21 protein-coding genes are annotated in these 20,855 nt (G+C 69.2%); 16 read left to right on the top strand and 5 right to left on the bottom strand.

All coding sequences use genetic code 11. The annotated features are described in order from the left end of the window. Positions 1-3 precede the first annotated feature (3 nt). On the top strand, positions 4-447 hold the full coding sequence (locus tag DXZ73_RS10080; RefSeq protein WP_116210669.1) for a PaaI family thioesterase: 444 nt from the start codon (positions 4-6) through the stop codon (positions 445-447). Between the two features lie 11 nt (positions 448-458). After that, entirely contained in the window at positions 459-1,196 is a 738-nt protein-coding gene (locus DXZ73_RS10075; RefSeq protein ID WP_116210668.1) for an enoyl-CoA hydratase/isomerase family protein, read from the top strand. Positions 1,197-1,220: 24 nt separating this feature from the next. Here DXZ73_RS10075 and DXZ73_RS10070 read toward each other — a convergent pair whose 3' ends face one another. The 5 genes from DXZ73_RS10070 to DXZ73_RS10050 form a co-directional block, all read right to left on the bottom strand. Further along, positions 1,221-2,372, bottom strand: coding sequence for a serine hydrolase domain-containing protein (locus tag DXZ73_RS10070; RefSeq protein ID WP_240351289.1), 1,152 nt, complete (start codon positions 2,370-2,372; stop codon positions 1,221-1,223). A gap of 227 nt (positions 2,373-2,599) precedes the next feature. Further along, positions 2,600-3,580 (bottom strand): helix-turn-helix domain-containing protein, encoded by a 981-nt coding sequence (locus tag DXZ73_RS10065; RefSeq protein ID WP_116210667.1) that lies wholly within the window; start codon positions 3,578-3,580, stop codon positions 2,600-2,602. Positions 3,581-3,867: 287 nt separating this feature from the next. After that, positions 3,868-4,782 (bottom strand): peptidoglycan-binding domain-containing protein, encoded by a 915-nt coding sequence (locus tag DXZ73_RS40565; protein ID WP_116210666.1) that lies wholly within the window; start codon positions 4,780-4,782, stop codon positions 3,868-3,870. 84 nt (positions 4,783-4,866) lie between these two features. Continuing rightward, positions 4,867-5,946 (bottom strand): peptidoglycan recognition protein family protein, encoded by a 1,080-nt coding sequence (locus tag DXZ73_RS10055; RefSeq protein WP_116210665.1) that lies wholly within the window; start codon positions 5,944-5,946, stop codon positions 4,867-4,869. An 86-nt stretch (positions 5,947-6,032) separates the two neighbouring features. Beyond that, a complete protein-coding gene (locus DXZ73_RS10050) occupies positions 6,033-6,413 on the bottom strand; it encodes a peptidoglycan-binding domain-containing protein (protein WP_116210664.1) in 381 nt (126 codons plus the stop codon). Between the two features lie 415 nt (positions 6,414-6,828). Between DXZ73_RS10050 and DXZ73_RS10045 the strand changes: the two genes are divergently transcribed. The 14 genes from DXZ73_RS10045 to DXZ73_RS09985 all read left to right on the top strand — a co-directional run bounded on the left by DXZ73_RS10045 (position 6,829) and on the right by DXZ73_RS09985 (position 20,846). Beyond that, positions 6,829-7,833 (top strand): LuxR C-terminal-related transcriptional regulator, encoded by a 1,005-nt coding sequence (locus tag DXZ73_RS10045; RefSeq protein ID WP_240351288.1) that lies wholly within the window; start codon positions 6,829-6,831, stop codon positions 7,831-7,833. 152 nt (positions 7,834-7,985) lie between these two features. Then, positions 7,986-8,216 (top strand): hypothetical protein, encoded by a 231-nt coding sequence (locus tag DXZ73_RS38045; RefSeq protein WP_162890135.1) that lies wholly within the window; start codon positions 7,986-7,988, stop codon positions 8,214-8,216. Continuing rightward, positions 8,213-9,898: an AMP-binding protein gene (locus DXZ73_RS10040; protein WP_275898575.1), complete on the top strand. Its 1,686-nt coding sequence runs from the start codon at positions 8,213-8,215 to the stop codon at positions 9,896-9,898. The genes DXZ73_RS38045 and DXZ73_RS10040 overlap by 4 nt, the downstream gene beginning before the upstream one ends. Before the next feature lie 11 nt (positions 9,899-9,909). After that, entirely contained in the window at positions 9,910-10,146 is a 237-nt protein-coding gene (locus tag DXZ73_RS10035) for an acyl carrier protein (RefSeq protein WP_162890134.1), read from the top strand. Positions 10,147-10,157: 11 nt separating this feature from the next. After that, a complete protein-coding gene (locus DXZ73_RS10030) occupies positions 10,158-11,111 on the top strand; it encodes an amidohydrolase family protein (RefSeq protein WP_116210661.1) in 954 nt (317 codons plus the stop codon). 28 nt (positions 11,112-11,139) lie between these two features. Beyond that, complete coding sequence (locus DXZ73_RS10025; protein ID WP_162890133.1) at positions 11,140-12,066, top strand: chlorinating enzyme; 927 nt, start codon at positions 11,140-11,142, stop codon at positions 12,064-12,066. Continuing rightward, entirely contained in the window at positions 12,056-12,337 is a 282-nt protein-coding gene (locus DXZ73_RS10020; protein ID WP_116210659.1) for a hypothetical protein, read from the top strand. The genes DXZ73_RS10025 and DXZ73_RS10020 overlap by 11 nt, the downstream gene beginning before the upstream one ends. A gap of 72 nt (positions 12,338-12,409) precedes the next feature. Next, complete coding sequence (locus DXZ73_RS10015; protein WP_116210658.1) at positions 12,410-13,342, top strand: hypothetical protein; 933 nt, start codon at positions 12,410-12,412, stop codon at positions 13,340-13,342. Positions 13,343-13,392: 50 nt separating this feature from the next. Beyond that, positions 13,393-13,848, top strand: coding sequence for a GNAT family N-acetyltransferase (locus tag DXZ73_RS10010; protein ID WP_116210657.1), 456 nt, complete (start codon positions 13,393-13,395; stop codon positions 13,846-13,848). A 27-nt stretch (positions 13,849-13,875) separates the two neighbouring features. Next, positions 13,876-14,823, top strand: coding sequence for a hypothetical protein (locus DXZ73_RS10005; RefSeq protein ID WP_116210656.1), 948 nt, complete (start codon positions 13,876-13,878; stop codon positions 14,821-14,823). Beyond that, positions 14,820-16,154 carry a cation:proton antiporter gene (locus tag DXZ73_RS10000; RefSeq protein WP_116210655.1) on the top strand — a complete coding sequence of 445 codons (1,335 nt, stop codon included), beginning with the start codon at positions 14,820-14,822 and terminating at the stop codon, positions 16,152-16,154. Before DXZ73_RS10005 ends, DXZ73_RS10000 begins: the two co-directional genes overlap by 4 nt. Positions 16,155-16,518: 364 nt before the next feature. After that, entirely contained in the window at positions 16,519-18,351 is a 1,833-nt protein-coding gene (asnB, locus tag DXZ73_RS09995; protein WP_240351716.1) for an asparagine synthase (glutamine-hydrolyzing), read from the top strand. A 48-nt stretch (positions 18,352-18,399) separates the two neighbouring features. Then, on the top strand, positions 18,400-19,239 hold the full coding sequence (locus DXZ73_RS09990) for a TauD/TfdA dioxygenase family protein (protein ID WP_116210653.1): 840 nt from the start codon (positions 18,400-18,402) through the stop codon (positions 19,237-19,239). Beyond that, entirely contained in the window at positions 19,236-20,846 is a 1,611-nt protein-coding gene (locus DXZ73_RS09985) for a GMC family oxidoreductase (protein WP_116210652.1), read from the top strand. The genes DXZ73_RS09990 and DXZ73_RS09985 overlap by 4 nt, the downstream gene beginning before the upstream one ends. Positions 20,847-20,855: the final 9 nt, after the last annotated feature.

Here is a 20,855-nt window from a genome sequence, read left to right as displayed (position 1 = left end):
GCCATGGGTTCTTCGTCGACACATTTCGAGAAGCTCACCCGCTGTTGCATGAACTGCAAGATCTCCCGATTCCTGAACAAGACGATCACGATCGAGAAGGCCGGGGCCGCGCGCGTGGCCATTCCGTTCCACGGCGATCTCACGCAGAACTCGGACTTCCTGCACGCCGCCATGCTGTTCGAGGTCGGGGACACCGCCGGGTTCATGGCGGCCAACTCGATGGAGGAGACCTACAGCGTCCTCACGGTCGACTATCACATCAACCTGATCCGGCCGGTGCGGAAAGAGGGAATCCACGCCATCGGCGAGGTGGTTTCCGCGGGGAAGACCGTGTACGTCGCGCGCAGCGACATCTACGCCGACAGCGGCAAACTCGTGGCGGCCGGGCAGGGCACGTACACGGTCTCGAAGATCCTGCTCACCGACCTCGACGGCTACGACGACTGAAGGACCGCCGGATGATCGAGACAGCCGACCACGACGGCATCGCCGTCCTGACCCTGGACCACGGACCGGTGAACGCACTGGATCTCGAGTTGCTCACCGCCGTTCCGACGACCCTGGCCGCCGTCGCCGACGCCCGCGCCGTCGTGCTGACCGGCAGCGGGCGGTCCTTCTCGGCGGGTGTGGATCTGAAGCGGATCGTCGACGGCGGCCCGCCGTACGTCGAGAAGTTCCTCCCGGCGCTGAGCCTCGCGATGCTCGCCCTGTTCGGGCATCCGAGGCCGGTCGTCGCCGCGGTGAACGGGCACGCCCTGGCCGGCGGATGCGTGCTGGCGGCCGCGTGCGACATCCGGCTCATGTCGCGCGGCACCATCGGGCTCGCCGAGCTCGCCGCGGGCGTGCCGTTCCCCACGGTGCCCCTGGAGATCATGCGCCACGCCGTAGGCCCGGCGCTGGACGCGATGGTGCTCGGGGCCGGCCGGCTCGCCCCGGAACAGGCCGCCTCGATCGGCCTGGTGCACGAGATCGTCGAGCCCGACGCTCTGCTCGCCGCGGCGCTGCGCCGGGCGGACGGGCTCTGCGCCACTCCGCCCGACGTCTACGCCTTCTCCAAGCACCAGCTCCACCGGCCCGCCCGCGAACGCATCGCCGCCGCCCGGCCGTCGGAGGACCCCCAGGTGCTCGAGCTCTGGAGTGCCGAGCGCACCGCCCGGACCCTGCGCGACTACCTCGCATCCCTGCGCCGGGACTGAGGAGGGGCGACGGGACCCGGTCGGCTAGGACCGGTTCTCGCAGAGCGCGGTGTCCAGCAGTTTGTACATCTGCGGGGTGGGCGGGTTGGTCGTGAGATGGGCGTTGGTCACCACGGACGCGTGGCGGCCGTCCGCGGTGACGAGCGTCTCCGTGTAGTAGCCCGGCACCTCGCCGTCGTGTCCCCAGGCCACGCCGCCGCAGGACAGGTCGTAGCGGATGAGGCCGAGGCCGTAGGCGAGGGCGTGGCCGTTCACCGCACCGACGGGAACGGTCTTCTCCATCTCGCCCAGGGTCGCCTGCGAGACGACCTTGCCCGCGGCCAGCGCCTGGTAGAAGGCGGTGAGGTCCTCCTGGGTCGAGACGATCGCCCCGGCGCTGTTGAAGACGGACGGGTCATAGCTGACCACGTCGGTCCAGAAGAAGAACGGGCCGACCCGGACGCCGTGGTATCCGTGCACGGCCGGGGCCGGCAGGGAGCGGTCGCCCGGACGCGGGAAGGTGGTCCCGGTCAGGCCGAGCGGCGCGATGATCCGGCTCGTGACGGCCTTGTACACCGGCATTCCGGTCGTCTTCTCGATGAGCATGCCGAGGATCAGATAGTTGGCGTTGGAGTAAGTGAAGGTGCCGCCGGGCGCGGAGGTCGGGGCCGCCTTCAGGGCTTCCCGCACCAGTGCTTCGATCGGGTACGAGCCGTCGGGGTTGGCGGGCGCCGAGGTGAACAGCGGCTCGTACCTGGCGATTCCGCTGGTGTGCTGGAGGAGTTGCCGCACGGTGATGGTGTTGCCGTCGTAGCCGTTGCCGTCGACGACACCGGGCAGGTAGCGCTCGATCGGCGCGTCGAGCGCGACCTTGCCCTCGTCGACGAGCTGGAGCACCACGGCCGCGGTGAAGCTCTTGGTCTGGCTGCCTATGCGGTAGTGGTCGGTCGATTGGAGAGGCGTATTCGTGTTGATGGTGCCCGTGCCGGTGGAGAGCGTCCAGGAACCCGCTCCGTCACCGGCGTGGATGCCCGCGCCCGGACCCCCGGCCGACTGGAACGCCTTCAGCGCCGCCAGCGTCCCGGCGTGGTCGCCGTCGGCCGTCCCGGCCTGCGCCGGGGCCGCCAGTGCCAGCATCGCCGCGCACACCGTGCCGACGACGAACGGCAGCTTCGTCCCGCGCCATTGCATCTTCATCTCTCGTGTCCTGACTCTCGCATACGATCCGATGCCGTCGACAGGGCGATCCACCCTGCCGCGCCGGACCCACCGCGAGCCGGACAGACCTCCTGATGACCGCGTTGCCCCCGAAGGATGACGGGATCAGATCAGAAGGTCCATAACGTTTCTCGTCACAACCCGGGAGGGGCCGTCCCGCAGGAGACCAGGGAACCGCCGTGCCGGACGCGTGACATGGCACTCCGTCAGGGCTGGACGGCGCCCACCGGTGAGCACTCCCGCTCGTGCTGGTCGGGGATGGTGCCGCAGACCGTCACCGAGTCCGGGGCGTCCCCGGCGACCGCGAGCATCCGGGTGTAGGTGTCCGTGCCCACCCTGATGGCGGCCTGCTCCTCGCGTCCCCGTTTGTCCTTGATCGTCACGGAGTCGCCGACCGTCCCGTTCTCGATCCGCCCCCACACCGCCTCACAGGCGGTGCTGTACCGCAGTTGGATGTGCAGACCGCGCAGCCAGGTCTGCCGGACCGTCGTCGCGTCCCAGTGGCAGTCCATCGCCTGCGGCTCCCGGCTGAGACAGCTGTCCCCCTCGCAACCGGGCTTGATGCCGCCGACCGCCGGGGCGACCGCCGGGGCGACCGCCGGGGAGGTGACGGGCTGGGGTGCGCCGCCCTGGGCGGCCGGGTCACCGGCACCGGTTCCGGTTCCGCCGAGCACGGCCACCGTCACCAGACTTCCGGCGGTGGCACCGGCGGCCACGAGGCCGAGGGCATAGCCGCGGCGCAGCAGCCGGCCGGCGAGCCCCTTGTCCCACTTGTTCCACGTGCCCTTGACGTCCCCTTCGGCGCTCTCCTGCTCCTGTTTCCCGTCATCCTCGCTGTCCAGGGCGGGCCGCTCGGCCTCCGCCGGTCCGGCCGCCGGCGCAGTGGCCTCGTCGGCCTTCGGGGGTTCCTCGTCCTGCCGCCGTTCGCGCTCGGTCGCGGCGTCCAGCAGGGCGAGCAGGGCCCGCGGGTCCTCCTTCCCCGCGGCCGCCGCGAACTGCTCCACGGCCACGCGCGTCGGCAGCTGCTTGCCGTTGAGGAACCGCTCCCACGACGAGCGGCTGTAGTGGGTGCGGTCGGCCAACCGGCCGTAACTGAGCTGGGACTCCCCCTTGAGCCGTCGCATCTCCGCGGCCAGCAGGTCTCTCGGTGACAGATCCCCGTCGGCTTCCGCCCTCTGCTCCACCATCTGCCGTTTCCCTCTTCACTCATGAGTCGCGGTCCGCGCGGTCCGCCCGGCGCCCATGATGATCCGCGATCACCCATGACACCAAACGATCGAAGGAAACCCCATATGCAGTCGATTACGACCACAAAGTCGCTGACTCCCGGACAGATCGTCCGAGCGGTCACCGCGGCCGGATGGTACTGAGCACCCGACGACAGCGGGGGAGGGGAGCACCGGCCGCCGCCGGTGCTCCCCTCCCCTGTGCCGTGCCCCTTCGCCGTGGCGGAGCGATCCCGCCTCGGTGGAGGTCAGTTCATGAAGGTCACGTCCCAGTGGCTGCCCTCGTTGGCGTAGATGTTGCCCGAGGGAGCCGTGTACAGGGCGGCGCCGTCACCGCGCGTACCGCTGTGCGTGAACGTGCCGGTGATGTAGCTGCTGAGGCAGCCCACCATGCCGAAGTCGAGCTTGTAGCCGTTGCCGTGGCTGTACGTACCACTGGCGTGGCCCGTCTCGGTGCCGCCGGTGATGTTCAGGGGGCAGCTGCCGACCGCCCGCTTGAGCGCGACGGCGCCGTCCGCGGAGGCGCGGCGGAGGCCGTCGAAGGAGGTGCAGCTGCTGCTGTCGCGGTTGGCGCAGTCGCCCGAGGAGGACCAGGTGATCCCGGCGGCCGAGAGCATCGAGGCGGCCTGCGACTGGCTCAGGTTCCCGCTGCCGGTGTCGCCACCGGTGCTGCCGCCACCGGAGAGCAGGGCGGCCCAGGTGGCCGGGCCGACGATGCCGTCGACCGGGTTCAGCCCCTTGGCCTGCTGGAAGCCCCGCACCTTGGAGTCGGTGCCGGCGCCGAAGGCGCCGTCCACGGCGAGCCCGCCGCCGTGGGCGTTCAGCTGGACCTGGAGCGCCTTGACGGCGTCGCCCTTGTCGCCCTGGCGGACGGTGACGATCAGCTTGGACCAGGTGTCGGGGCCGACGATGCCGTCCACCGGGGTCAGGCCGTTCGCGCCCTGGAAGCCCTTGACCTTGTCCTCGGTGCCGGGACCGAAGGCGCCGTCGGCGCCGGTCTCGTAGCCGTGGGCGGCCAGCAGGTACTGGACGGTGGTCACGCTGTCGCCCCTGTCACCGTTGTGCACGGTGGGCCAGCTCGCGGCCTGGGCGGCGGGGGCGGCGAGCAGTGCCGCGAGAAGCGCGGCGAACATCGCGGCGACCAGGGCCGGGATGCGTCTCATGAAGGTTCCTCACTGAAGCGGAAATCGAAAGGTGGGACGAGGTGGGGTGGGAAAACGTTTCAGCGGTAGCGGACCGACCGCCCGTCAGACGACCAGCCGGCTCCAGGTACGGGTGTCCACCACACCGTCGGCGGGCAGCGACCGGGTGCTCTGGAACCTGGTCACACCGGCCTGGGTGCCGGGGCCGAAAGCGCCGTCCACGTCGGTGGGGATGCCGTGCGCCGTGAGTTGGCTCTGCACGGCCTTGACCGCCTCGCCGGAATCGCCGTTCCGGGCCGGGCCGACGAGCCCGTGCCAGGTCTGGTTGCCGGCGACGCCGTCCTGGCCGGCGTTGACGAACTTCTGGAAGTCGCGCACCGCGGCCTCGGTGGCCGGCCCGTAGGAGCCGTCCGCGGTCAGGGTCGCGCCGTGTTGCCGCAGCAGGTACTGGAGGGTGCGCACCGACTCCCCCGTGGCGCCGGTGCTCATCATCGGCCATACCGGCCCCGTCGGGTCGCCGCCGATGCGGGCCGCCACGTCCGCGCGCAGCTTGGGCAGCATGGCGTAGAGGCGGTCGCCGGGGCACTCGGTGTTGTTGAAGTCCCGGTGCCCGTAGATCTGGTAAGCGGCCAGGCCGTACTGGCGGCATATGTACGTGCAGAGGTCGACCAGGGTCGCGTAGTGGACGTCGCGCGGCTCCACCGTGCTGTACGTGCCCTCGTTCTCGATGCCGATCGCGACGGTGTTCTGGCCGGTGCAGTGCGCCGACTCCACCATGTGCGTACCGCCCTGGAGCGTCGCCAGGCTGTTGTGCCGGCCCTCCATGACGACGGCGCCCCGGCTGATCGTGAAGTTCTGGCCGGTGTCGATCCAGTGGCGCACGTCCATCTGGTCGTTCTGCATGATGTGCGCCAGCGAGAAGGCCGCCGTCCGCGAGTAGTCCGTGGTGTTCGGGGTCGCCGTGTGGTGGACGATGATCTTCTGGGGCGGTGTGGTGAGGATCTTGAGGGGACTGCTCGACGGCCGGGCGCCCCAGGTCGCGCAGTCCAGGATCGCGGGCCCGTCCGCGGCGCGCGCCCGCATCGCCGTGGCCAGCGGCAGCACCGTCGCCGCGCCGATCGCGAGCGCGCCGGTGAGCACGGCCCGACGGTGCGGATGAAGGTGCGGCTGATCGCCCGAAGTCATGCTGAAGTCCTTTTTGTGGAGGCAGGGGAGGAGGCGGGGCGGCCGCTCGTGGCAGGTGCCCCGCCGGGCCGCGGGTGGTCCGGCCGCTAGGAGGGCATGTTCGCCCAGCACGTGTTGCCCCAGTCGTGCTCGTTGTGGACGATCAGCTCCATCAGCTGGTGGCCGGTGTTGGTGCCGACGACGCCGTCCACGTCGAGCTTCCCGCCCCACTGGTCGGTGTTCATCTGCTGGAACTTCCGCACGGCGTCCTCGGTGCGCTTGCCCCAGACGCCGTCCGGGTCCAGGCCGGGGTGCACGTTGGAGGCGTTCAGCGCCAGCTGGACGCACTTGACGCCGATTCCGCGGTCGCCGTAGGCGATGACGCTGTCCGTCGGGTGGGCGCTGGCCGTGCCGCCCAGCGCGACCAGCGCCAGACCGGCGGAGGCTGCGACCACGGCGGCGCGCTTGACGTTCGAGAGCTTGAGCATGGGGAGTTCTCCTGAAGCGAAGGACGTCGGTCCGCAACCGGCCGACGCCGACAGACGCTAGGAGGCCCCGGGGGCGTCCCGCCAACGTTCTCCGTCCCAGGGACGCCCCGTCGTCACAGCCGGGACGGCCGGGCGCGGAATCCGGCCGCGCCGACGCTTCCGGCAGGACGGCCGGACACCCTTCCCCGGCCCGGTCCCGGGCGTCCCGGGACGGGGGAGACGGCGCCGCCCACCCCGCGACCCCGGCCCAACGCCACCGCGTCAGGCTCCAGCACCTCTGTGACCTGTGGCAATGGCGACTGAATCCTGTCGTCCGCCTTCCGGACAAGTTCTGTCCGATGGGGTCATTGAGCTCTTATCATCCCTGGACGGAAGCTGCACGGCAGCTAGCTGCCACGGAACGAGAAAGTTGTGTATGAAGACCAAGTCCCGCATTCCGCAGCCTTTGATCAGCGACGAGGTACTGCAGGGGGTGTACGGCTACGCGCTGACCCTTCCACTCGATGACGTCGTCGACGTCGAGGCCGCGGCCGCACAGCTCGACCTCTCCGTCCTCGACACCCGGGCGGCCTTCGCCGAGCTGACCGACATGGGCCTCCTGCGGGACCGGCCGGGGCGCGGCATCGTGGCGGTGTCGCCGGAGGAAGCGGTCAGCCGGGTGCTCGGTCCGCTGGAGTTCGAGATACGCACCCGGCGAGCGCAGGCCGAGGAGGCGCGGCGGAGGCTCATGTCGTTCGCACCGCTCTTCGAGGCGAGCCACAGCGTCAGCGGGCAGCGCCGGCAGGTCGAGCTCATCGAGAGTCTCGCGGAGGTCCGCACCGCCATCGCCGAGTTGTCGGCGAGCTGCAGTTCGGAGATCCTCACCGCTCAGCCCGGCGGCGGGCGCCGGGAGGACGTGCTCGTGGAAGCGGCGCCGCGCGACTACGAGACGCTCCGCAGGGGGGTGGAGATGCGCATCCTCTACCAGCACACCGCGCGGTCGAGCCGCGGCACCCATTCCTACGTCGAGCAGGTGACTCGCCTCGGCGCCGAAGTACGCACACTGGACGACCGGTTCATGCGGTTCCTGATCTTCGACCGGGAGTGCGCGATGTTCGCCACACCCGGCAACCCGAACGGTGCCGCGCTCGTCCGGGACCCCTACGTCGTGGCCTTCATGGTCGAGGCGTACGAGCGGCTGTGGCTGACGGCGGAGCCCTTCGTCGTCGACTGCGACCCGCAGCCCGAGATCGCGGACGCCCTGAAGGAAACCATTGTCCGGCTGCTCACCACGGGCCTGACCGACGAGGCCGTCGCACGGCGCCTGGGCATGTCGGTCCGCACCTGCCGGCGCCACGTCGCCGAGCTCATGGCGGTGCTCAACGCCGAGAGCCGTTTCCAGGCCGGGTACCTGCTCGCATCGCAGGAGCAGTCCGAGTAGCGCCCTCGCTCCCTGCCGTCCTCCTTCGGCTCTCCACCCCAAGAGCGGAAGAATGATCCTTTTTGCCCTCTTCTTCCCTCGGGCATCAAGCTGCCATGCAGCATGATGCTCAGCCGTGCCGACGCATTCCCGGCCCCGTTACTGGCACCGTCATGGCAGAGCTGAGCACCGCCTTCGCAATGAAGCGGAGTTCCGGCGCCGTGGAAGTTGCACCAGGGTCAGTGCGGGGAGCGGGGAAAGTGAAGCGATTTGGCAAGTTTTCCAGCGTCGGGTTCGCGGTTTTCTTGGTCATCGCGATGGGCGAGCACATGACCGCGGCCGAGCCGCGGCATGTGGCCACGGCGACGATCTCGGCGGCCCAAAGCGATACCGGCTGGGGGTGAGCCTGCGTTCGCTCGTCGTTTCCAGTTCCTGGAGTCCTGCGAACGAACCGAGGATTACTTTGCCGATCAACGAACTTTATAAAAACCTGGCCAAGCATGCGGATCGCCGGATGCAATTCTTCGCCATCGACGGGAGAACGGTCACCAAAACGTTCCCGGAAGTCCACGATGACGTCGTACGGCTCATGTCCGAGCTGCGCGACTGCGGTATCGGGGCCGGGGACCTCGTGGGCCTCGCCGGGCCGAACTCATACGAGTGGGTTGTCGCCGACCTCGCTCTGCTGGGGCTGGAGTGCGTCTCCGTGGCGCTGCCGCTGGAGCGCCGGACGGACGCGGCGACAGTGGACGAACTGGCCGGGAAATACGGGCTCTCGGCCGTCCTGGTGACCCGGGCGCCGGCAGGCGAATCCGGCCTTCCGCAGGGCATCGCGCGGCTGGAGGACCGGCCGCTGAGGCTCGAGAGGAGAACGCGGTCCGGGAGCGGGCCGGAATCCGGGGACGGCGGCCGTCCGCCGCTGGCCCTGCCGGACGACGTCTTCTCCATCGCCTTCTCCTCGGGCACGTCGGGCAGCAAGAAGGGCCTGATGATGTCCAAGAAGGGCGTCGAGAACACCATCCGGACATCCGGCGAGGCATGGCGGGTGGACGGGCGTGACAACCTCCTGATCGTCATGCCGTTCTCCAACTTCCAGCAGCGCTACCTGATGTACCTGGCCGTTCGGTACGGAGCCGACGCGACCGTCGTGGCGCCGGAGCGGATGTTCCAGAAGCTCAAGGACTTCGAGCCGACCATCATTCTCGGTCCCCCTTCGTTCTTCGAGGTCGCCTGCAACCGGGTCGACTCCGCCGGGCTGAAGGAAAGGCTGCCGGTGTTGCTGGCCACCGTGCTCGACACCGTGGCGCCGGGCCGGGCCAGCCGGGGTCTGCGGAGGCGCCTGGGCGCGAAGTGGATGGGCATGTACGGCTCCCGGGTACGGCTGATGCTCACCGGATCCGCACCGGTGCCGCCGCGCACGGTCCGGCTGTTCCAGTTGCTCGGAGCCCCCCTCCACGAGGTGTACGGGAGCACCGAGATCGGCTGGATCGCCCTCAACCTGCCGGGGCGCAGCAAGGTGGGCAGCGCGGGCCGGCCGGTCGACGGGATCGAGGTCGAGGTCGCCGACGACGGCGAGGTCGTGGTGCGCACGGACCGTCCGCAGTGCCTCGGCTACGTCTTCGAGGGGACGGAGACCCAGGACGCGGTCTTCCTGCCCGGAGAGCGGGTGGCGACCGGGGACCTGGGCCGGTTCGACGAGGCGGGGTTCCTGCGCCTGGTCGGCCGGAAGAAGAACGTGATCATCACGCGCAGCGGGGTCAAGATCAACCCCGAGGAACTCGAACTCGCCGTGGAGAAGGGCTGCCGCGCCGACCGGGCGATGGTCCTGTCACCCGACGGGGACGGGCTGCTGACCTGTGTCGTCTGGCTCGACGACTGGCAGTCGCCCGAGCGCACGGCCGAGGTCGAGGCGTACGTCAACGAGTCGAACAAACAGCAGGAAGCCGCCCGCAGGATCTCGGACGTCGTCTTCAGACCCGCGTCCGAACTGACGGTGGAAAGCGGTCTGCTGACAAGGAACTTCAAGGTCGACAGGGGCGCGGTCACGCGCAGGATATTCGGCGAGAGCACCCGGGCGGGACGATGAACAAAGGCCATGTGAGCGACGACGAGATCTGCCGGATCATCGCGAGCACAATCGCGCAGAAGGCAGCCAAGAAAGGAGTTTCACCGGAAATGAGCCTCCGGGGCGATTTGGGCGTCGATTCGCTCACGCTCATGAGCATTGTCTTCGTCCTGGAGGAGAAGACCGGCATCGATGTCTTCGGCCGTGTCGAGGAGTTCGTCCGCGCCGAATCCGTCGCGGACATCATCAAGGTCGTACGGCAGAGTTGAGGGGCCTTTCCGTGTCCGACGTTCCGAAGATCATCGATTTCCACAGCCACATTGCCTCGGGCATGTGTTTTCCGCAGTCCTTCCAGGGCGGTGTCGTCGACAACATGACGGTCGCCCTGGAGAGCCACGGGCTGCCCGTGACCCGGGAAAAGGTCGCGAGGATGCACGCCGGCACGCTGACGGACCCGCTCTGCGACGAGTTGGTCGTGCAGATGGACGAGGCCGGCATCGCGGAGTCCGTCCTTCTGCTGCCCGATTTCACCTATGCGCTCAAGGACAGCACGCACACCATCGAAGAGCTCGTCGAGCACCACAAGAAGGTCGTGGAGCGCCACCCGGGCCGTTTCCGGGTCTTCGTGGGCGTCGATCCCCGGTGGGGCGCGGACGGCCTGGCGCTCTTCGAGAAGGCGATCGTCGACTACCGCTTCGACGGGATGAAGCTGTACCCGCCGTGCGGGTACCGGCTCTCGGACGACATGCTCTACCCGTACTACGAGATCTGCGCGCAGTACTCGCTGCCCGTCCTCTCGCACATCGGGGCGACGTCGCCCGTGCTCGACTTCGAGATCGCGCAGCCCATCTACGTCGACAAGGCGGCCAGGGACTTCCCCGGCATCGACTTCGTGCTCGCGCACGGCAGCGTCCACTACCCGGACGAGGTCGCCATGCTGTGCAACAACCGGCCGAACATCTACGTGGACGTCAGCGGTTACGAGGCATTCGGCACCGCGGCACTGAACACGCTCTTCCGGCGCGGGATCAACCACAAGATCCTCTTCGGTACGGACTGGCCGGTGTTCCGGCTCCAGGGCCGTCAGAAGAGCCTGGTCGAGAAGCTCGACAAGGAAGGCGCGTTTCCCGAGTCGATGACCGATGCGGACCGGGATCTCTTCTTCTACAAGAACGCGGCGCGGCTGCTCGGCAAGAACAAGCTGAAGTCCGCAGAGGCCGCTGCCGCGCTCTGACAGCCGGCAACCACAGAAAGGCATGAAGGTGACAGAACCTCAGATGGAGACGGAATTCCTCGGACTGACCGAGGAGCAGATCGAGTTCTTCGAGGAGAACGGTTTCGTGGGGCCGTTCGACCTCTACCCGGAGGAAGAGGCTCCGCTGCTGTGGAACCAGGCCATGATCGAGATGGTCACCTCCGCGAACAAGCCCCACAACTCGACGGTCATCAACTACGACCGGCACCTGGACTGCAACACGCTGTCCGACCACATCGGCCGGCCGGAGATCGTCCACAAGCTCCGCAGCCTCATCGGTGACGACGTCCTGTGCTGGAAGACGAACATCTTCAAGAAGGCGCCCGGTGAGGCCGGAACCGGCTGGCACCAGGTGGAGACCTTCGTGGTCGGCGAGACCACCACCTCGGCCACTCCCTCTCTCAAGTACACCGAGGAGACGGAGAAGGTGACGCAGGAGCTGACCGTGTGGACCGCGTTCTCCCCCGCGGGCCGGGAGAACGGCTGCCTGCGCTACATCCCCGGCAGCCACAAGAGGTGGTACTACGACGAGAGCAAGCCGCTGACGCGCAACGTGGAGAGCAAGTCCCACGACTTCTTCGGATACGACTACGCGGAGCTCAAGCTCGACCAGGACTGGGACCCCAGTGACGAGCGGGTCGTCGAGATGGAGATGAAGCCCGGCCAGTTCGTGATCTTCCTGGCCAAGTGCATCCACGGCTCCCTGCCCAACGTCAGCGACACCACCCGCCTGGGCTTCGCCTCGCGCTACGTCTCGCCGTCGGTGAAGGTGTACGAGGACGTCGACAGCCTCAGCGAGTTCGGCGACACCATCAGCCTCGACTACCACGGCAGCGTCCTGGTCTCCGGCGAGGACAAGTACGGCCACAACCGGCTTCACGACAAGAACCTGAACGGGCACTCCTTCAAGAAGGTCGACGCCGATGAGCACTGATGAATACCGGAAGAAGTTCGCGGAATACCTCCGGACACAGCCCATGACCGAGGGGCTGGCCTACGAGGACGTCATCAAGGCGAAGACGCGCGACGAACTGGGCATCGGCTCGCTGAACATCATCCTGCTCCTGCTGAACTACATCAAGGAGCACAAGAACGACAGCGTGCAGCTCAAGCCCGAATGGGTGTCCCTGCTCAACGACATCGACGGCATCGCGTCCGTACTGCGTGAGATAGACGAGACCGGCCTCGCGCAGGCGTCGGCGTGACGTCCACCGTGATGCGCTCCCCGGGCCCGGAGGCCGTGACGGCCTCCGGGCCCGGTGCGGCGGAGGCGAGGCATGGTGAGCACTGACCACTCCGGCATCGGCATCGGCTCGTTCGCCTGCATCTGGGGAGAACAGCAGCGCACGCCGTACGACATACCGGACTTCGAAAGGCTCTGGCGCGAGAGGTCATCCGACGCCGACTTCTCCTCCATGGGCTGCGAGACCTTCCGGACGATGACGGCTCCGGTCGAGGAGTACGTGATCGAGGCGGTGCGGCGGACGCTGGCCGACGGCTCCGTCTCCCCCGAGGACGTCGACCACATCCTCTTCACCACCAGCGACGGCCGACTGGCCTCGCTCGGCGGCGACTTCACCACCCGCGTCCTCGACGCGCTGGGACTGGTCGACTGCGTCCCGATGATGCTCTCCTTCCAGCAGTGCTGCAGCTCCCTGACGGCCCTGCGCCAGGGGTACGAACTGCTGCTGCGCGATCCGGACGTGCGCAACGTCGTCCTCGTCTCGCTGGACTTCACCCCGGACGACAGCGACCGCGTGCGCTCCTTCGCCCTGTTCGGCGACGCGGTGGCCAGCTGCCTGATCGCCCGGGGCGGCCAGGGGCTGGTGCGGCTGCTCGCCTCGGCGGTGCGTGTCGACCACGAAGGGCTCCTGGGCCGCGAATCGTTCGTCTCGCGGCAGAAGGCCGCGCAGTCCGCGCTCGCCAAGGTCGCCGCGGACAGCGGCCGTCGGCTCGCGGACGTCACCAAGGTGTTCCCCACCAACCTCTACACGCCGATCACGCTGTTCAACAGCACGATCGCGGGGTTGCAGCGGGACCGCCTGCACTTCGCCAGGACTCTTGCCGCGTACGGTCACTGCGGGAACTCCGACTGGATGATCAACCTCGTCGACCACCACGGCGACACCGGGATCCGTCCTGGGGAGACCCATCTGGCCGTTTCCTCGGCACCCGGATTTTTCGCCTGCGGGCTGCTCGAGGGAATCTGAGTCGGCACCGCTGAACAACGTCCGGGGAAACCCGAAGAAAGGGGACACCCATGCAGATTTCCGTCGACGACCTCTCCGGGCCGGAGATCGCCGCCTTCCTGGAGGAGCACGTCCGGGACATGAGGGCCGTCACACCGCTGGAGAGCAAGCACGCGCTCGACCTCGACGGTCTGCGCGGGCCGGAGGTGACCTTCTGGGCGGCCAGGGACGGCGGGACGCTGGTGGGCTGCGGCGCCGTCAAGCGGATCGACGCCACGCACGGGGAGATCAAGTCGATGCGGACCGCCCCCGCGCGCAAGCGCGGCGGGGTGGCCTCGCGCCTGCTGGCCCACGTCATCTCCGAGGCCCGGCGCATGGGGTACACCCGGCTCAGCCTCGAGACGGGGGCGACGGAGTTCTTCGCCCCCGCCCGCGCCCTGTACGAGAAGTTCGAGTTCGAGTACTGCGCACCCTTCGCGGACTACAAGGAAGACCCCAACAGCGCGTTCATGACGCGGCCGCTCTAGCCCGATCCCCGAGGGGGACCCCAACCGATGGACGTGACCTATCCGTACGACAGAGAGCTGTACAGCCGGCTTTTCCTGAATTGTTCCCAGCGCCAGTCGCTCGTGATGCTCGCCGAGCGCGAGCCGCTGGCGTACCAGCTGCTCCACCGGTGCATGGTCAGCACCGACGAGATCCTGCGGCAGATCGTCAGGGAGCAGCGGCCCAAGTACTCCTTCGAGAGCGGGCTCCTCCACCGCGACGACCTGGCGAACATCGGGATCGTCGCGGAGGAGGCCGCCTTCGACACCTACGCCGAGGCGCGCGGGCTGCTGCTGGACGTGGTGGCCCAGGAGGGGTACGCGATCCTGGTGGGGGACGTGTTCTACTGGCCGCACTGTCCCGAGTACACCAACCAGCACTTGATGCACACCATCGTGCTCAAGGGGTATGACGAGGACACCGCCCGGTGGTCGCTCATCGACGACAACCCGGCGAGCCTGCTGTGCGCGTACACCTACCCCGAGGAAGTGATCGCGGCCGGCTTCGACAACAACGAGCTGCGCCGGGTGCGCTACTTCACCACCAAGGACTTCGACGCGTCACAGGCCGCGGCGGCCTCGCGCGGGGCCTTCGCCGGGCAGCTCGACCGGTACGAGGACGGCCTCACCTTGTTCTCCGGGGTCGGGGAGCTCATCGCCTGCCCCTGGATCGCGCCGGAGCGGGTCGTCTTCCTGCTGCACGACGCCTTCTCCCTCTACCAGGGATCGCGCGCCGGACTCCTCGAGTACGTGCGCCGCACGCTGGACGACGCCCGTGCCGAGGAGCTCCTCACGTCGATCGTGCGCCAAAGCGCCGACGTACGGAACCAGTTGCTGCTCGGCAAGGTCACCGGCTCCCTGGACGCCGACCGGACGGCCGCGGCCTGCCTCGTGCTCAAGGAGGCCGAGGAGGAGCTGCTGCCGCGGCTGCGGGCCGCGGCGGGGGAGCGGGCATGACGGAAGGACAGGTCACTCTCCTGCTCGTCGACCTCGCCCTGATCATCGCGCTGGCGAAGGCCGCGGGCCGGCTGGCCCGGGCGCTCGGGCAGCCGCCGGTCATCGGCGAGATCCTGATCGGCGTGGCGCTCGGCCCCACCCTCTTCGGCGGCGCGCTCTCCGACGCGCTGCTGCCGGTGGAGGTGCGGCCCTACCTCGGCGCCCTGGCCAACCTGGGCCTGGTGCTGTTCATGTTCGTCGTGGGCCTGGAGCTCGACTTCGGGCGGCTGCGGGGCTCGGGCCGGATGGCCGGGGCGGTCGTCGCCGGGTCCACCCTCGTGCCCTTCGCGCTCGGGCTGGGGCTCGCGGCGTACTTGCTGCGTACGTACGAGCCTGCCGACCACACCGCCTTCGTGCTGTTCATCGGGGTCGCGGTGTCGGTGACCGCCTTCCCGGTCCTGGCCCGGATCCTGTCCGACCGGGGCATGAGCGGCACCTGGCTGGGCGCCGTGGCCCTGTCCACGGCGGCGGTCTGCGACCTCGCGGCGTGGACGGCGCTCGCCGGCGTCCAGGCCCTGGCCGGCGCGAGCGGCGGGCACCACTGGAAGGTGCTGCTGGTCGTGCCGTACGCGGCCGTGCTGTTCCTGGTCGTACGGCCGCTGCTCAAGCGGTTCCTGTCCGGGGAGAGCGCCACGGGGTCCCGGTCCGCGGGCGGCCTCGCCCTCGTCCTGGCCGGCGCCCTGGTCTCGGCCGCGGTGACCCAGTGGATGGGCCTGCACTTCGTGATGGGGGGTTTCCTGTTCGGGCTCGTCGTGCCGCGTCTGAAGGGGACCTCCGTACGCGAGGACCTGCTGCAGCGCACCCAGTACACGACCGAGCTCCTGCTGCCCGTGTACTTCGTCGTCGCGGGCCTGAAGGTGAACCTCTCCGGTATCGGCGCCGACGGACTGGTGCAGCTGGCCGCGATCCTCTTCGTGGCGATCACCGGCAAGTTCGCGGGCACCTGGCTCGCCGCCAGGTCCCAGGGGCTGTCGGCCCGGGGCTCCGCGGTGCTGGCCTGCCTGATGAACACCCGGGGGCTGACCGAGCTCATCGCCCTGGGCATCGGCCTGCAGGCGGGACTGCTCGACGAGCGGCTCTACTCGCTCTTCGTCGTCATGGCGGTCCTCACGACGGCCATGGCCGGCCCCCTGCTGCGGCTCCTGACGGGGCGCGGCGACGAGCCGCTCGAACTGGACTACATCGTGCCCGCGCCCAGCCCGCGCGCCGAGCCCCGTCCACCGGGGCAGGGCCCCGCACGCGGGCCGAGGACCGCCCCGGCGCGCCCCGAGCTGCCCCGCGCGCGCTGGTGAGCGGAACGTCCCCGCGCGCAGGGGAGTTGTGCCCGATTTGTGGCCCTACTTCTGTCCTGCATCAAGTTGCCATGCAGCTTGTGCGCCGATAGGCCGAACCCATTCGACGGCCTGGTCTGGCACGGTTGTCCCAGCTGCCATACGGAAACCGTCGACATATCGAAATCCGCTGAGCGCCGCCATTGCTGCGCACGGTGGGTCCCATGCGCCTCGATTCCGGGCGCAGCTTTTTCTTCGTGAACCGAATCCTTCGCAAAAAGAATCCTCCGCAAACCGAATGCAACGCTTTCCGGAGCCTTCGCGTGCCGAACGCTCCGGGCGGTTGGATTCCTCGAATTCCCAAGGGGTGAAGTGATTGAGCGGCGTGGTGGGCTGGATCGACTTCCGGCGTGATCTGGGCGACCAGGGCGACGTGCTGTACTCGATGACGGAGGCACTGCGTCACCGTGGCCCGGACACCCAGGACGTCTGGCTGTCCGCGCAGGCCGGCATCGGGCACCGGGGACTGGCCACCTCGGGGTCGCCGGACGACGTCCGGCCCGCGCGGGCCGAGACGGACCGGGGTGTCGTGTATGTCGCGCACGCCGGCGAGGTCTTCAACGGGGACGAACTGCGGCGGGCCGTCGAGGCGGCCGGCGGCCGCCTCAGGAACCGCTCCACTGCCGAGGTCCTGCTCCAGGCATTCCTGCTGTGGGGGCCGGAGTTCGTGGACCGGATCGATGGCACCTTCGGCCTCGCCGTCTGGGACGGCAGGGACCGCCGGCTGCACCTGGCCCGCGACCGGATGGGCATCAAGCCCCTCTACTACTACGCGTACCCGGGCGGCGTCCTCTTCGCCTCCGAACCCAAGGGCGTCATCGCCAACCCCCGCTTCGAGGCGCGCCTGGAGCTCTCCGCGCTGCCCATCGTCCTGCAGCCGAGGCTGAGCCTGCCGGGAGAGACCCCGTTCAAGGACCTGTACGAGGTCCCGCCCGCCCACGTCGTCACCTTCACGGAGTCCGGCACGTCGCGCCGCCGTTACTGGGAGCTGGTCAGTCGGCCGCACCACGACACCTTCGACGTGACGGCGCGGCGTGTGGCCGAGCTGCTCGACGACGCGGTGCGCCGGCAGCTCGTCACGGATGTGCCACTGGGCGCGATGCTCTCCGGCGGCGTCGACTCGACCTCCGTCGCCGCCCTCGCGATGCGGGCGCTGCGCGAGGAGGACCCGGACCGCGAGCTGGACTCGTACTGCGTACGGTTCGAGAGCGACCCGGCGCACTTCGTAGCCACGGAGCTGCGGCCCGACGTCGACGCCCCGTACGCCGCCGCGGCCGCCGAGTTCATCGGCACCCGGCACACCACGCTCACGGCCACGCTCCAGGACGTCCTGGACGTCATCCCCGCCACGCGGCGCGCCCGCGACCTGCCGGGCTGGGGCCAGTTCGACGCGTCGATGTACCTCATCTTCCAGCAGATCAGGCGCGGTTCGACGGTCGCGCTGACGGGAGAGGCCGCCGATGAGATCTTCGGTGGGTACCCGTACTTCTTCAAGCCCGAGGTCGTGGGGCACGACGGCTTCCCCTGGCTCGGCGACGGACCCAAGCTCTCCCGCTTCCTCAGCCCCGAGCTGCTGACTGCGGCCGACGCGGCCGAGGGCGAACGCGCCCGCTACAGCGAGCTGTTGTCGCGCGTGCCGCGCCTGCCCGGCGAGAGCGCCGAGGAGGCCCGGATGCGGGAGGTCTTCTTCCTCGGGCTGTCCGGGCCGCTGTCGGTGATCCTCGACCGCAAGGAGCGGATGAGCATGGCGCACGGGCTGGACGTGCGCGTCCCGTTCTGCGACCACCGGCTCGTCGAGTACGTCTGGAACGTCCCCTGGGCACTGAAGTCCCAGGGCGGTGTGAAGGGCCTGCTGAAGGCCGCCATGGCCGACGTCCTGCCGCCGAGCACGGCCGGCCGCAAGAAGAGCGCCTATCCGCACGTGCAGAACCCGGTGTACGACCAGGCCCTGATCCGCGAGGCCGCGTGGATCGTCGGCGACAAGGAATCCCCGCTGTCCGGGATGTTCGACGGCGAGGGGCTGAACGGGCTGATCGAGCAGATTCGCGCCAACGCGGTGCGCGGCGAGCTGCCCGGCGGATCCAACCAGGCCGCCCTGCTGATCCAGCTCGTCGAAATGCGCAACTGGATGGACGAGTACCAGGTGTCCCTCCCCTGACGGGGAGCCGCCTGATGTCACGACGGAATCCCCAGGGAGTCTCCTTTCATGCTTGAACTGGTCCCCATCACCGATGGCATCGGCACGGAAGTCCGTGGCATCGATGTCTCCGGTCCGATTTCCGACCGCGATTTCGACCGTATCTACCAGGCCTGGATCGACACCACGATCCTGCTGTTCCGCGGGCAGCAGATGACGCCCGAGCAGCACATCGCGTTCACCCGGCGCTTCGGCGAGGTCTACGCCTACACGCGCTCGCAGTTCAACCACGACGAGCACCCCGAGATCCTGATCCTGTCCAACATCACCCGTGACGGGAAGCCGATCGGCTCCGCCTACAGCGGGCGTGTGTGGCACAGCGACGGCGCCTATCTCACGGACCCTCCGGTCGGTTCCATGCTGTACGCCCGCGAGGTCCCGCCGGAGGGCGGCGACACCTGGTACGGCAACATGTACGCCGCGTACGAAGCCCTGCCCCCGTCGGTCAAGGAGCGCATCGAGGACCTGAAGGTGGTCATCAGCCGGGTCCGGTCCCGGCCGTACAACTACCCCGACCGTCCCGCGCCCACCGCGCAGGAGCGCGCCGAGTGGCCCGACGTCACCCACCCGTTGGTGCGCGTCCACGAGGAGAGCGGCCGCAAGGTGCTGTACGCGGGCGGCAACGTGCCCTGGCGCATCGAGGGCATGTCCGAGGACGAGAGCGCACCCCTGATCACCTTCCTTCAGGAGTTCTCGATCCAGCCCCGGTTCACCTACCGCCACCAGTGGCGGGCCGGCGACATCGTGCTGTGGGACAACCGCAGCGCGATGCACCGGGCCACCTACTACGACCACGTCAAGCACCGTCGGCTGATGCACCGCACGACGATCTCGGGGGGCCGCTCATGACCCGCTACGACTACGTCGTCGTCGGCGCGGGCGCCGCGGGCTGCATCCTGGCCGGACGGCTCACCGAGGACCCCTCGATCAGGGTGCTGCTGCTGGAGTCGGGCGCCGAGCGGCGCAGCCCGCTGCTGACCGTCCCCGCCGCCGAGACGGTGCTGATGGGCAACCCGAAGTACGACTGGTGCTTCGAGACCGACGCCGACCCCACGATCGAGGGCCGCAGCGTGAGCATCCCCCGGGGACGGCTCCTGGGCGGGTCCAACGCGATCAACGGCATGATCTTCGTGCGCGGCCAGCGGGAGGACTACGACGACTGGGAGCGGCTGGGCAACCCCGGCTGGTCCTGGGAGGGCGTCCTGCCGTACTTCCGCAGCATGGAGCGCGCCGCCGAGTTCGCGGGCGACAGCCGTGGCCACGCCGGGCCGATCTCGGTCGGGGCGCCGCGCGACCGGGACGAGCTGACGGACGCGTTCCTCGACGCGGCCGCGCAGGTCGGCTACTCGCGGAACGCGGATTACAACTCCGGGGACCAAGAGGGCTTCGGCTACTACCAGGTCAACCACGAGGGCGGACGGCGCTCATCGGCGCTCGGCGGCTATCTCAAGGAGGCCAGGAACCGCCCGAACCTCACCCTGGTCACCGAGGCGCATGTCACCCGGCTGCGCTTCGAGGGCACCCGGTGCACCGGTGTCAGCTTCCGCCATGGCGACACCGAGCGGACGGTCCGCTGCGGCCGCGAGGTGATCGTCAGCGCCGGGACCGTCCAGTCCCCGCAGCTCCTCGAGCTCTCCGGAATCGGCTCGGCGGAGGTCCTGGGCGAGGTGGGGGTGCCGGTGGTGCACCACCTGCCCGGTGTGGGCGAGAACTTCCGTGACCACTTCGCGTCCCGGCTCCGGTGGCGGGTGCGGCAGCCGATCACCTTCAACGAGCGCTCCCGCGGTCTCGCCCTGGCCCGCGAGGTCGGCCGGTACGCGCGCGAGCGCCGGGGGCTGCTGAGCCTGCCCATCGCGCTGGGGTACGGCTTCGTCCGCTCGACGCCGGAACTGACGCGCCCCGACCTGCAGTTCCACTTCGCTCCGGCGAGCTACGGCGGCGGAGCGAGCAGGCGCCTGGACACCAAGCCCGGCATGACGCTCGGGGTGTACCCACTGCGGCCGGAGTCCAAGGGCTCCATCCACATCCGCTCCCGCAACCCGATGACCGCGCCGTCCATCCGACCGCGCTTCCTGGACTCCGAGCGCGACCGCGCCACGCTGATCGAGGGCATGCGCATCGGCCGGAGGATCGTGGGCGGGCCGGGCCTGGAGGACTACCGCTCGTTCGAGCTGATGCCCGGCAGCGACGTGCACACCGACGACGAGCTGCTGGCGTACGCCCGACAGCACGGCGACACCTCGTACCACCCCGTCGGCACCTGCCGGATGGGCAACGACCCACTCGCGGTGGTGGACGAGCGGCTGCGCGTGCACGGCGTGCACGGCCTGCGGGTCATCGACGCGTCCGTCATGCCCGCCATGGTCTCGGGCAACACCAACGCCGCGAGCATGATGATCGGCGAGAAGGGCGCGGCGCTGGTCCTGGCGGACCACAAGGAGCGCGACCGCACGTAGCCGAAGGCA

The sequence above is a fragment of the Streptoverticillium olivoreticuli subsp. olivoreticuli genome (assembly GCF_003391135.1).
Taxonomy (GTDB): Bacteria; Actinomycetota; Actinomycetes; order Streptomycetales; family Streptomycetaceae; genus Streptomyces; species Streptomyces blastmyceticus.
The sequence above is the reverse complement of the archived record's forward strand: the minus strand, read 5'-3'. Positions and strand labels throughout refer to the sequence as shown.